At 68.0% G+C, this 15,856-nt stretch carries 10 protein-coding genes and 3 rRNA genes; 12 read left to right on the top strand and 1 reads right to left on the bottom strand.

The genetic code is table 11. From position 1 onward, the window contains the following. Positions 1-66: 66 nt before the first annotated feature. From JX575_RS10155 to JX575_RS10140, 4 genes are all read left to right on the top strand, one after another. Positions 67-1,581 (top strand): 16S ribosomal RNA (locus JX575_RS10155). Positions 1,582-2,100: 519 nt separating this feature from the next. Next, positions 2,101-5,242, top strand: a 23S ribosomal RNA gene (locus JX575_RS10150). A gap of 106 nt (positions 5,243-5,348) precedes the next feature. Continuing rightward, positions 5,349-5,466: ribosomal RNA gene (gene rrf / locus JX575_RS10145) — 5S ribosomal RNA — on the top strand. Together the 16S, 23S and 5S rRNA genes form the textbook arrangement of a ribosomal RNA operon. 198 nt (positions 5,467-5,664) lie before the next feature. After that, positions 5,665-6,063, top strand: a complete 399-nt coding sequence (locus JX575_RS10140; protein WP_241005099.1) for a single-stranded DNA-binding protein — start codon at positions 5,665-5,667, stop codon at positions 6,061-6,063. Here JX575_RS10140 and JX575_RS10135 read toward each other — a convergent pair. Next, positions 6,038-7,156, bottom strand: coding sequence for a DUF1015 family protein (locus JX575_RS10135; protein WP_186342286.1), 1,119 nt, complete (start codon positions 7,154-7,156; stop codon positions 6,038-6,040). The two genes, JX575_RS10140 and JX575_RS10135, sit on opposite strands and share 26 nt — an antisense overlap. 48 nt (positions 7,157-7,204) lie before the next feature. Between JX575_RS10135 and JX575_RS10130 the strand changes: the two genes are divergently transcribed. The 8 genes from JX575_RS10130 to JX575_RS10095 are packed head-to-tail and all read left to right on the top strand — an operon-like array spanning position 7,205 to position 15,789. Continuing rightward, on the top strand, positions 7,205-8,224 hold the full coding sequence (locus tag JX575_RS10130; RefSeq protein WP_241005098.1) for an HAD-IIA family hydrolase: 1,020 nt from the start codon (positions 7,205-7,207) through the stop codon (positions 8,222-8,224). Positions 8,225-8,234: 10 nt separating this feature from the next. Further along, positions 8,235-8,420, top strand: a complete 186-nt coding sequence (locus tag JX575_RS10125) for a hypothetical protein (protein WP_186342285.1) — start codon at positions 8,235-8,237, stop codon at positions 8,418-8,420. 6 nt (positions 8,421-8,426) lie between these two features. Continuing rightward, entirely contained in the window at positions 8,427-9,266 is an 840-nt protein-coding gene (locus JX575_RS10120; protein ID WP_186342284.1) for a TlyA family RNA methyltransferase, read from the top strand. Then, positions 9,263-10,213 (top strand): NAD kinase, encoded by a 951-nt coding sequence (locus JX575_RS10115; RefSeq protein ID WP_186342283.1) that lies wholly within the window; start codon positions 9,263-9,265, stop codon positions 10,211-10,213. The genes JX575_RS10120 and JX575_RS10115 overlap by 4 nt, the downstream gene beginning before the upstream one ends. Next, positions 10,206-11,978, top strand: a complete 1,773-nt coding sequence (recN, locus tag JX575_RS10110; protein WP_186342282.1) for a DNA repair protein RecN — start codon at positions 10,206-10,208, stop codon at positions 11,976-11,978. Before JX575_RS10115 ends, recN begins: the two co-directional genes overlap by 8 nt. Positions 11,979-11,993: 15 nt before the next feature. Continuing rightward, positions 11,994-13,193 (top strand): putative cytokinetic ring protein SteA, encoded by a 1,200-nt coding sequence (gene steA / locus JX575_RS10105; RefSeq protein ID WP_186342281.1) that lies wholly within the window; start codon positions 11,994-11,996, stop codon positions 13,191-13,193. Beyond that, entirely contained in the window at positions 13,190-14,083 is an 894-nt protein-coding gene (locus JX575_RS10100) for a copper transporter (protein ID WP_186342280.1), read from the top strand. The genes steA and JX575_RS10100 overlap by 4 nt, the downstream gene beginning before the upstream one ends. An 11-nt stretch (positions 14,084-14,094) precedes the next feature. Then, a complete protein-coding gene (locus JX575_RS10095; protein ID WP_186342279.1) occupies positions 14,095-15,789 on the top strand; it encodes a CTP synthase in 1,695 nt (564 codons plus the stop codon). Positions 15,790-15,856 lie beyond the last annotated feature (67 nt).

The following is a 15,856-nucleotide window of genomic DNA, read 5'->3' as shown; positions in this document are numbered from 1 at the left end:
GTGGCTCTTATTGATTGTCGTGCTTGTGTCTGCTGCTTTTTGGTGGTGGGTGTGGGTGCGTGTTTTTCGATGGAGAGTTTGATCCTGGCTCAGGACGAACGCTGGCGGCGTGCTTAACACATGCAAGTCGAGCGGAAAGGCCCTTTCGGGGGTACTCGAGCGGCGAACGGGTGAGTAACACGTGAGTAATCTGCCCTTGGCTTCGGGATAGCCACCGGAAACGGTGATTAATACCGGATATGACCATGTCGTGCATGCGGTGTGGTGGAAAGTTTTTCGGCCAGGGATGTGCTCGCGGCCTATCAGCTTGATGGTGAGGTAATGGCTCACCATGGCTTCGACGGGTAGCCGGCCTGAGAGGGTGACCGGCCACACTGGGACTGAGACACGGCCCAGACTCCTACGGGAGGCAGCAGTGGGGAATATTGGACAATGGGCGGAAGCCTGATCCAGCAACGCCGCGTGAGGGATGACGGCCTTCGGGTTGTAAACCTCTTTCGCCTGTGACGAAGCGCAAGTGACGGTAACAGGTAAAGAAGCACCGGCCAACTACGTGCCAGCAGCCGCGGTAATACGTAGGGTGCGAGCGTTGTCCGGAATTATTGGGCGTAAAGGGCTCGTAGGCGGTTTGTCGCGTCGGGAGTGAAAACGCCGTGCTTAACACGGCGCTTGCTTTCGATACGGGCAGACTAGAGGTATTCAGGGGAGAACGGAATTCCTGGTGTAGCGGTGAAATGCGCAGATATCAGGAGGAACACCGGTGGCGAAGGCGGTTCTCTGGGAATTACCTGACGCTGAGGAGCGAAAGTGTGGGGAGCGAACAGGATTAGATACCCTGGTAGTCCACACCGTAAACGTTGGGCGCTAGGTGTGGGGTCCATTCCACGGATTCCGTGCCGCAGCTAACGCATTAAGCGCCCCGCCTGGGGAGTACGGCCGCAAGGCTAAAACTCAAAGGAATTGACGGGGGCCCGCACAAGCGGCGGAGCATGCGGATTAATTCGATGCAACGCGAAGAACCTTACCTGGGTTTGACATACACCCTGCCGCTCCAGAGATGGGGCTTCTTTTGGGGGTGTACAGGTGGTGCATGGCTGTCGTCAGCTCGTGTCGTGAGATGTTGGGTTAAGTCCCGCAACGAGCGCAACCCTCGTTCTATGTTGCCAGCACGTAATGGTGGGGACTCATAGGAGACTGCCGGGGTCAACTCGGAGGAAGGTGGGGATGACGTCAAGTCATCATGCCCCTTATGTCCAGGGCTTCACGCATGCTACAATGGCCGGTACAAAGGGCTGCGATCCCGTAAGGGGGAGCGAATCCCAAAAAGCCGGTCTCAGTTCGGATTGGGGTCTGCAACTCGACCCCATGAAGTCGGAGTCGCTAGTAATCGCAGATCAGCAACGCTGCGGTGAATACGTTCCCGGGCCTTGTACACACCGCCCGTCACGTCACGAAAGTCGGCAACACCCGAAGCCGGTGGCCCAACCCTTGTGGAGGGAGCCGTCGAAGGTGGGGCTGGCGATTGGGACGAAGTCGTAACAAGGTAGCCGTACCGGAAGGTGCGGCTGGATCACCTCCTTTCTAAGGAGCACACACCCCGATGCCGGGCGAATGTTTCGGCACGCATGGTGGTGTCTCACTAGTGGAATCGTCGACGTCAGCTGCTGCTGGTCGCTCATGCATGGGCTTGTTCTTCGGGACGGGTTCGTGGGTGGGGGGTTGGTGGTGGGTGGTTCACCCAGGTCCTGCGTTGGTGGGGGTGGGGTCAGACACACTGTTGGGTCCTGAAGGATCAGCCGTGAGGCGCCTTCTGTTCCCTCTTCGTCTGCTGGTGCCCGTTGGGGTGGTGGTGGGGGTTGGTGGGGTTGTTGTTTGAGATCTGCATAGTGGACGCGAGCATCTTTGCAACCGATGCCGCCTTGGTGCGCACGCACGTGTCGGATCCTTTCCTTTCTTGTTTGTTGAGGGGGTGGGGGTGCGGTGGTGTGGGTGTGGGCTGGGTGTGGTGTGGGTTGTGAGTGAATCACCTGCCCTTTGATTGGGGGTGGGTGGTGTGTTTTTTCGTTTTTTGTTTCAGCGTGTGTTGTTTTGACGTTGTTGAGACAAGCTATGAAGGGCACATGGTGGATGCCTTGGCATCAAGAGCCGATGAAGGACGTTGGAGCCTGCGATAAGCCCTGGGGAGTTGGCAACCGAACTGTGATCCGGGGGTGTCCGAATGGGGAAACCCAGCACGAGTCATGTCGTGTTACCCACATCTGAACACATAGGGTGTGTGGAGGGAACGTCGGGAAGTGAAACATCTCAGTACCGACAGGAAGAGAAAACAACAGTGATTCCGAGAGTAGTGGCGAGCGAAATCGGAAGAGGCCAAACCTCGAGTGTGTGATACCCGGCAGGGGTTGCACTCGGGGGGTTGTGGGACCGCTCATTCTCATCTGCCGGTGAGGAGCAGAGTAAGAAACCAGTGTGGAAGTCGAAGTCGGTTGGAAAGCCGTACCGTAGAGGGTGATAGGCCCGTAGACGTAAAGCGCTGGCTCTGGAGCGTGTTCCCAAGTAACACGGAACCCCTGAAATTCCGTGTGAATCTGGCGGGACCACCCGTTAAGCCTAAATACTCCTTGATGACCGATAGCGGACAAGTACCGTGAGGGAAAGGTGAAAAGTACCCCTGGCGGGGAGTGAAATAGTACCTGAAACCGTGTGCCTACAATCCGTCGGAGCTTGTGCATTCCCTTTGGGGGTGTGTGGGTGACGGCGTGCCTTTTGAAGAATGAGCCTGCGAGTTTGCGGTGTGTTGCGAGGTTAACCCGTGTGGGGAAGCCGTAGCGAAAGCGAGTCCGAATAGGGCGATTCAGTAGCGCGCTCAAGACCCGAAGCGAAGTGATCTATCCATGGGCAGGTTGAAGCGTCGGTAAGACGACGTGGAGGACCGAACCCACTTAGGTTGAAAACTGAGGGGATGACCTGTGGATAGGGGTGAAAGGCCAATCAAACTTCGTGATAGCTGGTTCTCCCCGAAATGCATTTAGGTGCAGCGTTGCGTGTTTCTTGCCGGAGGTAGAGCACTGGATAGCTAATGGGCCCTACAAGGTTACTGACGTTAGCCAAACTCCGAATGCCGGTAAGTGAGAGCGCAGCAGTGAGACTGCGGGGGATAAGCTCCGTAGTCGAGAGGGAAACAGCCCAGACCATCAGCTAAGGCCCCTAAGCGGTGACTAAGTGGAAAAGGATGTGGAGTCGCATTGACAACCAGGAGGTTGGCTTGGAAGCAGCCACCCTTGAAAGAGTGCGTAATAGCTCACTGGTCAAGTGATTCCGCGCCGACAATGTAGCGGGGCTCAAGTCATCCGCCGAAGCTATGGCATTCAGCGAATACATCAGCATCGAGGAATCGGTGTTCAGTGCGCTGGATGGGTAGGGGAGCGTCGTGTGGGCAGTGAAGCGTCGGAGTGATCCAGGCGTGGAGGCCACACGAGTGAGAATGCAGGCATGAGTAGCGAATCACGGGTGAGAAACCCGTGCGCCGAATGATCAAGGGTTCCAGGGTCAAGCTAATCTGCCCTGGGTAAGTCGGGACCTAAGGCGAGGCCGACAGGCGTAGTCGATGGACAACGGGTTGATATTCCCGTACCGGCGAAGTTGCGCCCATGACGAACCTGGTGATGCTAACCACCCGAAACCTCTCGGACCGGACCCTTCGGGGCGAGGCTGGGAGGCGGAGCGTGGGACCCGAGCTGGTAGTAGTCAAGCGATGGGGTGACGCAGGAAGGTAGCCCAGCCACAGCGATGGTTGTCTGTGGGCAAGCGCGTAGGACGTGGTGTAGGCAAATCCGCACCATCCACTTCAGTGTGGAGTCTGAGACGTGACGCGGAGCCAATCTTGGCGAAGTGGGTGATCCTATGCTGTCGAGAAAAACCTCTAGCGAGCAACGAGCCGCCCGTACCCCAAACCGACTCAGGTGATCAAGTAGAGAATACTAAGGCGATCGAGACAACCATGGTTAAGGAACTCGGCAAAATGCCCCCGTAACTTCGGGAGAAGGGGGGCCGGATCCGTGAACCCACTTGCTGGGGGAAGCGGTGATGGCCGCAGAGACCAGGGGAAAGCGACTGTTTACTAAAAACACAGGTCCGTGCGAAGTTGTAAGACGATGTATACGGACTGACTCCTGCCCGGTGCTGGAAGGTTAAGAGGACCGGTTAGACCACTTGTGGTCGAAGCTGAGAATTTAAGCCCCAGTAAACGGCGGTGGTAACTATAACCATCCTAAGGTAGCGAAATTCCTTGTCGGGTAAGTTCCGACCTGCACGAATGGAGTAACGACTTTCCTACTGTCTCAACCATGGACTCGGCGAAATTGCACTACGAGTAAAGATGCTCGTTACGCGCGGCAGGACGGAAAGACCCCGGGACCTTTACTATAGTTTGGTATTGGTGTTTGGTACGGCTTGTGTAGGATAGGTGGGAGACTGTGAAGCTTTCACGCCAGTGGAGGTGGAGTCAACGTTGAAATACCACTCTGGTCGTACTAGATGTCTAACCTAGGTCCGTTATCCGGATCAGGGACAGTGCCTGATGGGTAGTTTAACTGGGGCGGGTTGCCTCCTAAAATGTAACGGAGGCGCTCAAAGGTTCCCTCAGCCTGGTTGGCAATCAGGTAGCGAGTGTAAGTGCACAAGGGAGCTTGACTGTGAGACAGACATGTCGAGCAGGGACGAAAGTCGGAACTAGTGATCTGGCCACGGCATGTGGAAGCGTGGTCACTCAACGGATAAAAGGTACCCCGGGGATAACAGGCTGATCTTCCCCAAGAGTCCATATCGACGGGATGGTTTGGCACCTCGATGTCGGCTCGTCGCATCCTGGGGCTGGAGTAGGTCCCAAGGGTTGGGCTGTTCGCCCATTAAAGCGGCACGCGAGCTGGGTTTAGAACGTCGTGAGACAGTTCGGTCCCTATCCGCCGCGCGCGCAGGAAACTTGAGAAAGGCTGTCCCTAGTACGAGAGGACCGGGATGGACGAACCTCTGGTGTGCCAGTTGTTCTGCCAAGAGCACGGCTGGTTGGCTACGTTCGGAAGTGATAACCGCTGAATGCATCTAAGCGGGAAGCACGTTTCAAGATGAGGTTTCCCACCCAGAGATGGGGTAAGGCCCCCCACAGAACATGGGGTTGATAGGCCGGAGGTGTACAGCAGTAATGCCTAGCCGACCGGTACTAATAGGCCGAGGGCTTGTCCCAACACCGTACAAGACCACACACGCGCAAAAGACGAACACACATGTTCGCGTCCACTAAGCAGTTCCCAACCAACAAACCCAGCAGGGTTTGATTGAGTTGAAAGAGTTACGGCGGCCATAGCGAAACGGGAAACACCCGGTCCCATACCGAACCCGGAAGTTAAGCCTTTCAGCGCCGATGGTACTGCAACCGAGAGGTTGTGGGAGAGTAGGACGCCGCCGGACATACGTTGTGGAAGTGGGGTCACCTTCGGGTGGCCCCACTTCTGCATTTCATAGCATCGTCCGGAGCGCACTCGGCGCGTGCTGCCTGGCCGCTCACCGTCCACAGGCGGCCCGAGAACGGTGTCGTCCACAGCCGTTGTGACCACGGGTCCGCTGTTGTCCGTCCTCCCCGTCAGAGTCGGAGGCAGGAGGTGCATGGTGAGCACAGGACAGACGAAGGCCGCGGCCCGGAGCACGCCTGCCGGTTCGGACGAGGCGATCAACGAGGTACGACTGACGGGGCGGCTCAGCAGCGTCCCGATGACGGTCGAGCTGCCCAGCGGCGACAGCCTGGTGACCTTCCGGGTGTCGGTGGAGCGCCCGCCGGCGACGGGGAGGGTGAGCGGCTCCGCGTCGGGGCAGCGGGTCGACTCGATTCCCTGCACGGCGTGGACCGCGGTGCTGCGACGCCGCGTCGTGGGTTGGCGCCCGGGTGACGTCGTCGAGGTGGTGGGCGCCGTGCGGTGCCGGTTCTACCAGGCCGGCGGCGCGACGCGCTCGCGGGTGGAGGTCGAGGCGTCGTCGGGACGGATCATCCGTCGAGCACCGGCCGCATGATCACACCGAGGCTCGGCTTGGGCTGGAACGACGTCGCCTTCTCGGGCAGGAGCCCGCCCGACTCGACGAGGGCCTGCACCTGCTCGAAGTCCGGGCTCGGCAGCAGCACGCCGGGCGCCGCGGCCGACGTCGCGGCCAGCGCCTCGTCGACCGTGTGGTGGTGGTGGATGCGGCGCGGCGGTCGGGGCAGCCGGGGCAGCACGTGGTCGTGGAGCCAGGACACCGCGGCCTCGCGCTCGAGCCCGTCCGGCGCCACGGCGTACCAGGCGTCCCCGTCGGTGAGCACCATGTGAGTGCTGTCGAGGGCCCCGAGCGCCCGGGGGCGGGCCTGCTGCGTCACCGCGGCTCCCGCCCGGCGAGCCCCGTCGAGCAGCGCGTCGAGCCCGACGCCGGGCAGCGTGCGGTGGATGGCGCCGAGGAAGAGGGGAGTGTCGGCCTGGTCGACCAGCATCGCGAGTCCGGAGTCCCAGGGCGTGCCCGGGTGCTGCTCCTGCAGTCGGAGGTAGGCCGCGTAGCGGTGGTGGCCGTCGGCGAGGAGGCATCGGCTGTCGGCGATGAGGCTCCCGATCCGCGCGACGGTCGCGTCGTCGCGCACGGCCCAGAGCCGCTGTCGCTGTCCGGTGCGGTCGAGGTAGCGCCAGTCAGGCTCGGCGAGCGTGAGCTCGGCGACCAGCTCGCGGAGCTCGCGGCGGCCGTGGTGCACGAGAAGGATGGGGGCGGGGTTGAGGTCCATCTGCAGCATGCGGTCGGCCAGCTCGCCGGCCTGCTCGGGGTGGATCGCCTCGTGCGGCCACACCACCCGCTCCTCGAGCGTCTCCGCGCGGCGCGAGACGCGAAGGGCACCGACCAGTCCTCGCACGGTGAGGCCGCCGGAGGTGTACTCGTGGAGGTAGAGCGCGGGCTCGGTGTCGGCGCTCGCGTCACCACGGGCCATCCACTGCGTCAGCCGCCCCGCGACGTCGCGATAGGGTCGCGCCAGTGCTCGCGCGGAGGCGGGGTCACCCACGCGCGCCGGTGCCAGCATCACCGCCCGGAACGGGAGCAGCTCGAGGGGCTTCGCCACGTACGGAGGCACGACGGTGGCGGAGTCCATCGGAGCATCGTAGGGGGACGCTCGTCACAATCCGGAAAGGGGTGGACCATGCTCGAGGAGTCGACGACGCCGCTCGTGGAGGCGCACGACCTGGTCATGTTCGACCTCGACGGGGTGGTCTACGTGGGCACCGAGGCCATCGCGGGAGTCGCGGAGGCCATCGACAAGGTGCGCCAGGACGGGCGCCACGTGGCGTTCGTGACCAACAACGCCTCACGCACGCCTGAGCAGGTGGTCGACAAGCTCGTCGGGGTCGGGGTGGACGCCCATCCGTCGGACGTGGTCACGTCGGCACAGGCCGCGGCCCGGCTGCTCGTCGAGGAGCACGGCGCGGGCGCCCGCGTGCTGCTCCTGGGCGGCGAGGGTCTCCGGGTCGCACTGCTGGAGGCGGGTCTGGTGCCGGTCGACGACCCGGAGGGCGCGGTGGCCGTGGTGAGCGGCTACGGACCCGACGTGCGGTGGCGCGAGATCATGCGTGCGGCCACCCTGGTGCGCGGCGGGCTGCCCTACGTGGCCAGCAACGCCGACCTGACGATCCCCACCCCCTACGGACTCGCGCCCGGTCACGGCGTGCTCGTGCGCACGATCACCGGATTCGCCGGCGTCGACGCCGTGGTGGCGGGCAAGCCCGAGAAGCCGCTCATGGAGGAGACCGTGCTGCGCGTGGGTGGCGACCGGCCCCTGATGGTCGGCGACCGCCTCGACACCGACATCGAGGGCGCCCACGCGATCGACGCGCCCTCGCTGCTCGTGCTGACCGGGGTGACGTGGCTCGACGAGCTGGCAGCGGCTCCGCCCCGGCTCCGCCCGACCTACATCTCACCGACGATGGACGGGCTGTTCGAGACCCATCCGGCCCCCGCGGTGAGCGAGCGCGCCGCGGAGCTCGGCGGCTGGATGGCCCGGGTCGACAGGGGCCGACTGAGCGTGTCGGGCGAGGGGTCGGACGCCGACTGGTGGCGCGTCGCTGCCACCGCGTGCTGGCGTCACCTCGACGACAGCGGGAGCCCCGCCGACGTCACCGACACGACGCCGCCCGGACCCGTCCGGCGACTCGGCGCCGAGTAGGCTCGCGGCCATGAGCGAGGTGCCCGAGCACGAGCCGACCGGCGTCGAGGCCGTCGACCGCGTGCTGGCCGACGTGTCAGGGCTGGACGGGATCCCCGTCTCCGACCACGTCGCCGTCTTCGAGCGGGCCCACGAACAGCTGCGGCGTGCGCTCGACGCCCGGCCCGACGCGCCCGGCGCCGACCCGGGCGCCTGAGCCACCGTGCCACCCAGACGCCTTCGCCTCGACCAGGAGCTCGTCAGGCGCGGCCTCGCCCGCTCGCGCGATCACGCCAGCGAGCTGGTGGCCGCCCGTCGGGTGACGGTGTCGGGGGCCGTCGCGACCAAGCCGGCGACCGGGGTCACCACCGACGTCGCGATCGTGGTCAAGGACGACCCGTCGTCGGTCGACTACGTCTCCCGGGGCGGGCACAAGCTCGCCGGCGCGCTGGCGGCGTTCGCCGAGCACGGCCTGACCGTCCGGGGCAAGCGGTGCCTCGACGCCGGCGCGTCCACGGGCGGCTTCACCGACGTGCTGCTGCGGGCCGGCGCGCGCGAGGTGGTGGCGGTGGACGTCGGCTACGGGCAGCTCGCGTGGTCGCTGCAGAGCGACGCCCGCGTGCAGGTCCACGACCGCACCAACATCCGTGAGCTGACCCTCGACGTGATCGGCGAGCCCGTCGACCTCGTGGTCGGCGACCTCTCCTTCATCTCCCTCGCCCTCGTCCTCGACCCGCTCCTGTCGGTCACGCGGGACGACGGCGCGCTGGCACTGATGGTCAAGCCGCAGTTCGAGGTCGGCAAGGACCGGGTCGGCAAGGGGGGAGTGGTCCGTGACCTGGCCCTGCGGGCCGAGGCGGTCACCACGATCGCCGACCTCGCCGCCGAGCGCGGATGGGGAGCCGTCGCGGTCACGGTGAGCCCACTTCCCGGCCCGTCGGGCAACGTCGAGTTCTTCCTGCTGCTGCGGCACGGGCCGGCGTCCGTCGGGGCGGACGAGATCCGCGCCGAGGTGGAGCGCGCCGGGTCGATGGGGGTGGCGGGTGAGAGGGTGGACCCGTGACCAGCAACAGCCCCCCGCGCCGTGTCCTGGTGCTGGCGCACACCGGCCGCCCCCAGGTGCACGACGTGGCCCGCGAGTGCGTGCAGACGCTCACGGCCCACGGGATCGGCGTACGCCTGCTGGCCGACGAGGCAGCCGACCTGGGCCTCGACGACTCCGACGTCCTCGTCGAGACCACCCGGGCCGACGACAGGCCGGGTGAGGGCTGCGAGCTGGCCCTGGTCATCGGCGGCGACGGCACCATCCTGCGAGCCGTGGAGCTGACCCACGAGACGAGCACCCCGCTGCTCGGCGTCAACCTCGGCCACGTCGGGTTCCTCGCCGAGGCCGAGCAGGAGGACGTCGCGTCGACGATCGCCGCGATCGTCGCGCGCGACTACACCGCCGAGGACCGGCTCAGCCTCGACGTGTGCGTGATGGTCGGCAAGGAGGTGCTGTTCTCCACCTTCGCGCTCAACGAGGCGAGCGTCGAGAAGGCGGCCCGCGAGCGGATGCTCGAGGTCGTCGTCGAGGTCGACGGGCGCCCGCTGTCACGGTGGGGCTGCGACGGGGTCGTCTGCGCCACGCCCACCGGCTCCACCGCCTACAACTTCAGCGCCGGTGGACCGGTGGTGTGGCCCGAGGTCGAGGCCCTGCTGATGGTCCCGCTGAGCGCGCACGCGCTGTTCGCCCGCCCGATGGTGGTGGCGCCGACGTCGGTGCTCGCCGTCGAGGTGCTGTCCAACACCGAGGGCTCGGGCGTGCTGTGGTGCGACGGCCGGCGCACGGTCGACCTGCCGCCGGGCGCGCGCATCGAGGTGCGCCGCGGCGCCCGTCCGGTGCGCCTGGTCCGGCTCCACCACGCGCCGTTCACCGACCGGCTGGTGGCCAAGTTCGACCTGCCGGTCGAGGGCTGGCGTGGCGCCGCCGAGCGTCGCCGGCGCGACAACGGGGACCACGATGCTTGAGGAGCTGCGGATCAGCCAGCTCGGCGTCATCGAGTCGTCGACGCTCGAGCTCGGCCCCGGCCTCACCGTGATCACCGGTGAGACCGGCGCCGGCAAGACGATGGTCGTCACCGCGCTCGGCCTGCTGCTGGGCGGCCGGGCCGACCCGGGGGCCGTCCGCTCGGGGGCCAAGCAGGCCCGGGTCGAGGGGGTCGTCGCCGCGACCGCGCTTCCCGGCTTCCGCGGGGCCGTCGAGGACGCCGGCGGCGAGGTCGAGGACGGGCAGGTCGTCCTGGCGCGCAACGTCGCGGCGCAGGGACGCTCCCGGGCCTGGGTCGGTGGGGCCTCGGTCCCGGTGACCACGCTGGCCGAGGTGGCCGAGCCGCTGGTCGCCGTCCACGGCCAGTCCGACCAGCACCGCCTGCTCCGGCCCGGCGCGCAGCGCGCCTCGCTCGACCGGTTCGGCGGCGACGAGCTGGCCGCGACCGCCGCGGCCTACGCCGCCCGGTGGTCCGAGCTGGTCGTCACCGAGCGCACCCTGGCCGAGGTCGTCGGCTCCGCCCGCGAGCGGGCCCGGGAGGCCGACCAGCTGCGCTTCGGCCTGGGGGAGGTCGAGGCCGTCGACCCCAGGCCCGGCGAGGACGCGGAGCTCGCGGCCGAGGAGACCCGGCTCGGCTTCGCCGACACGCTCCGCACCGCCGCCGAGACGGCCCGAGAGGCGCTCTCGAGCGAGGAGGGCGCCCCCGACGCCCTCGCCACGACCAGCACGGCCCGACAGGCGCTCGAGGGTGTGCGCGAGCACGATCCGGCGGCCGGCGAGCTGGCCGACCGGCTCGCCGAGCTCGGCCACCTGCTGGTCGACGTGGCCGGCGACGTCGCGTCCTACGCCGCCTCCCTGGAGACCGACCCCGCGAGGCTGGCGGCCGTGTCGGAGCGCCGGGCGGCGCTGACCGCGCTGACCCGCAAGTACGGCGAGAGCATCGACGAGGTGCTGGCGTGGGCCGAGGACGGCGCCAAGCGGCTGCTCGACCTCGAGGACACCGGCGGGCGGATCTCCGAGCTCGAGTCGCGCCGCGACCGCATCCGCGCCGAGCTCGGCGAGCTCGCGTCCACGCTGAGCGCCCAGCGCACCGAGGCCGCCCGGCGGCTCGGCGTCGCGGTGAGCGAGGAGCTCACCTCGCTGGCCATGCCCCACGCCACGGTGACCGTCGCGGTGACGCAGCAGGAGACCCCCGCCCCGGAGACCCCCGCCGGCCCGCAGTTGCTGGTCGACGGGCGGTGGGTGCGCGCCGCGGCGCACGGGGTCGACGACGTCGAGCTCCTGCTCGCCGCCAACACCGGCGCCGAGCCGCGTCCCCTCCACAAGGGGGCGTCCGGCGGCGAGCTCTCCCGCGTGATGCTGGCGCTCGAGGTGTCGCTGGCGGAGACCGGGTCGGTGCCGACGTTCGTCTTCGACGAGGTCGACGCCGGCGTGGGCGGCAAGGCCGCCATCGAGGTGGGACGTCGGCTCGCCGCGCTGGCCCGTGCCTCCCAGGTCCTCGTGGTCACCCATCTGCCGCAGGTGGCCGCCTACGCCGACCGCCACGTGGTGGTGCACAAGTCGAGCGACGGCACGGTCACCACGTCCGGCCTGGTCGCGCTCGGCGACGATGATCGCGAGCGTGAGCTGTCGCGGATGCTCGCCGGGCTCGAGGACTCCGAGAGCGCCCGCGCCCACGCCCGCGAGCTGCTGGAGGCCGCCGCGCCCGAGCGGGCGTGCCTCCCCGGGAGGCCGGGACCCGGCTGAGACCATGGCGGGGTCATGAAGTTCGCAGTCCGCACCCGCCAAGCCCCCGCCCTCCCCGGCGTCCACGGCCCCGCCCGCGTCCACCGGCGTACGGCGAGCGTGCTCGGTCGCCTGCACCCGGGCGACGTCGCCGTCCTCGACCACCTCGACATGGACCGCGCCACCGCGCAGGCGCTGGTCGACGCCGGTGTCGTCGCCGTCGTCAACGCGAGCCCGATGATCTCGGGTCGCTACCCCAACCTCGGCCCCGAGCTGCTGGTCGAGGCCGGGCTCGCCGTCGTCGACAGCACCGGCTCCGAGGTCTTCGACCGCGTCAAGGACGGCGCCGCGCTGCGCGTCGACGGGGGAGCGGTGCACGTCGGCGACACCCTCGTGGCCGACGGCCGCGAGCTGACCGACGAGCTGGTCCGGGGCGAGATGGACCGTGCCCGCTCCGGCCTCACCGCCCAGCTGGAGAGCCTGACCCACAACAGCACCGAGTTCCTGCGCCGCGAGCAGGACCTGCTCCTGCACGGCCACGGCGTGCCGACCACCGCGACCGAGATGGCCGGTCGGCCCGTGGTCGTCGCCGTCCGCTCCCACGGCTGGGAGGACGAGCTGCGCGCCATCAAGCCGTTCCTGCGCGAGCAGCGGCCCGTCCTGGTCGGCGTCGACCGTGGCGCCGACGCCCTCGTCGGCGCGGGGCACCGCCCCGACGTCGTCGTCGTGACCGGTGGCTCCGACGACCTGCCCGCCGCCGCCGTCCTGCGCCGCGCCCGCGACGTCGTCGTGCTCGTCCAGCGCGGGGCCAAGCGCGACGTGACCGAGCCGTTCGAGCGGCTCGGCATCCGCGCGCTGCGCTTCGAGACCACCGCGACCACGCAGGACGCCGCGCTGCTGCTGGCCGCCGCCCACGACGCGGCCCTCATCGTCGGCGTCGGCATGCACGCCACGCTCGACGAGTTCCTCGACCAGCGCCGCGCCGGTCTGGCCAGCACCTTCCTGACCCGGCTCAAGCTCGGCCCCGACCTGGTCGACGCCGCCGCCGTCGCGCGGCTCTACGACGGCGCCGTACGACCGCGGCACCTGGCCGGGGCGATCGCCGCCGGCGTGCTCGCGCTCGCCGCGGCCGTGAGCGTCACCCCCGTCGGCCAGCAGTGGGTCGACGACGTGTCGCCCCGGGTCTCCGGCGCGACGACCGACCTGATCGACGACGTACGAGGAATGCTCCCTTGATCACCCTGCGCCACCACCTGCTCACCATCGTCGCCGTGTTCCTGGCCCTCGCGGCCGGGATCGTCCTGGGCGGCGGCCCGCTCTCCGACGTCGGTCCCACCGTCGCGACCGCCGGGGGAGACCGCGAGACCACACCCGCCGAGGACCAGGCGCAGGTCGACTACACCGAGAGCTTCGTGTCGGCTGTGGGCCCGGCCACCGTCGGCGGCCGTCTCGCCGAGCGGTCGGTCGCCCTGGTGACGGTGCCCGGCGCCGACGAGCAGCTGGTGGGTGCGCTCGGCGAGCAGGTGACGGCCGCCGGTGGCACCGTGAGCGCCCGCTACGACCTCGCCGACGACCTCGTCGACCCCGCCCAGAAGTCGCTCGTCGACACGCTGGGCAGCCAGCTGCTGACCCAGCAGGCCGAGGGCGACGTCGCCGCCGACGCGTCGACGTACGACCGCCTCGGCCAGCTGCTCGGCCTCGCCGTGGCCTCCAAGGACGCGGATGGCCAGGGCGTCAACGGCAAGGCGCGCGCGATCGCCGACGCCATCAGCGGGGCTGGCCTGATGGCCGAGCCGGGGGAGGTCGCCGAGCGCTCGCCGCTGGTGCTCCTCGTGCTCGGGACCGACGCCGAGGACGACGGGTCGGACGCCATCCTCGCCGGGCTCGCCCAGGGCCTCGCGGCTCAGGCGACCGGCGTGGTCGTGGTGGGGGTCACGGCCGACGGCGGCACCGGGCAGCTCGGCCGGTTCCGTGCCGACCCGGCCTCGGCGGGCGTCGCCAGCCTCGACGGCATCGACACCGCAGCCGGCCGGGTAGCGACGATCCTCACACTCCAGCGCTCGCTGACCGCGCCCGGTGGCGCCTTCGGTGCGTCGGGTGCCGACGGACCCGTCCCGCTCGGGTAGGATCGAAGCCCGTGAAGAGCCACACGCCGACCAAGCACGTGTTCGTGACCGGAGGCGTCGCCTCCTCCCTCGGCAAGGGGCTCACGGCCTCCAGCCTGGGCAACCTGCTCAAGGCGCGCGGCCTGCGCGTGACGATGCAGAAGCTGGATCCCTACCTCAACGTGGATCCCGGCACGATGAACCCGTTCCAGCACGGCGAGGTCTTCGTGACCAACGACGGGGCCGAGACCGACCTCGACATCGGCCACTACGAGCGGTTCCTCGACACCGACCTCAACCAGATCGCCAACGTGACGACCGGCCAGGTCTACTCGACGGTGATCGCCAAGGAGCGACGCGGCGACTACCTCGGTGACACCGTGCAGGTCATCCCGCACATCACCAACGAGATCAAGGACCGCATCCTCGCGATGGGCGGGCCCGACTTCGACGTGGTCATCACCGAGGTCGGCGGCACGGTCGGCGACATCGAGTCACTGCCGTTCCTCGAGGCCGCGCGCCAGACGCGCCACCAGATCGGGCGCGACAACTGCTTCTTCATCCACGTCTCGCTGGTGCCCTACATCGGGCCGTCCGGCGAGCTCAAGACCAAGCCGACGCAGCACTCCGTCGCCGCGTTGCGCTCGATCGGCATCCAGCCCGACGCGATCGTGTGCCGCGCCGACCGCGACCTGCCCGCCGGCATCAAGCGCAAGATCGCGCTGATGTGCGACGTCGATGACGAGGCCGTCGTCACGTGCGCCGACGCGCCGTCGATCTACGACATCCCCAAGGTGCTGCACCGCGAGGGCCTCGACGCCTACGTCGTGCGCCGCCTCGACCTGCCCTTCCGCGACGTGGACTGGACCGACTGGGACGAGCTGCTGCGCCGCGTCCACAACCCGTCGGAGGAGGTCACGGTCGCACTGGTCGGCAAGTACATCGACCTGCCCGACGCCTACCTCTCCGTCAGCGAGGCGCTGCGCGCCGGCGGCTTCGCCCACGACGCCAAGGTCAACATCCGCTGGGTCGCCTCCGACGAGTGCCGCACCGAGGCCGGCGCCGCCCGGCACCTCGCTGACGTGGACGCCGTGCTGGTGCCCGGCGGCTTCGGCGTGCGCGGCATCGAGGGCAAGCTCGGCGCGCTCCACTACGCCCGCACCCACGGCATCCCGACCCTCGGGCTGTGCCTGGGCCTGCAGTGCATGGTCATCGAGTACGCCCGCAACGTCGCCGGGCTGACCAAGGCCGGGTCGACGGAGTTCGACCCCGACACCGTCGAGCCGGTGATCTCCACGATCGAGGAGCAGAAGAAGTTCGTCGACGGCGCGGGCGATCTTGGTGGCACCATGCGGCTGGGCCTGCAGAAGGCCGACCTCGCCGAGGGCAGCGTGGTGCGGGCGGCCTACGGCGAGGCGACGGTCGAGGAGCGCCACCGCCATCGCTACGAGTTCAACGACGCCTACCGCGACACCTTGGCGAGGGCGGGCATGGTCTTCTCCGGCGTCAACCCCGAGCTCGGCCTGGTCGAGTTCGTCGAGCTGCCCGCCGACGTGCACCCCTACTACGTCGCCACCCAGGCACACCCCGAGCTGCGCTCGCGGCCCACCCGCCCGCACCCACTCTTCGCGGGACTCATCGGGGCGGCCATCGAGCGCCAGCGCTCCGAGCGGTTCCCGCTCGACGAGTCCGGCCTGCGCCGCAAGGACGAGGCAGTCGAGGCCTGAGCCCCGGCCGGCCCGTGACCGGGCCGGATTCGGTCAGACGTACCTGCACCTGCGCCCGCGGGCGGAT

Origin of the sequence: Nocardioides sp. zg-1228 (assembly GCF_017086465.1) — a bacterium.
Taxonomy (GTDB): Bacteria; Actinomycetota; Actinomycetes; order Propionibacteriales; family Nocardioidaceae; genus Nocardioides.
This window is presented reverse-complemented; position numbering and strand designations above follow the sequence as displayed.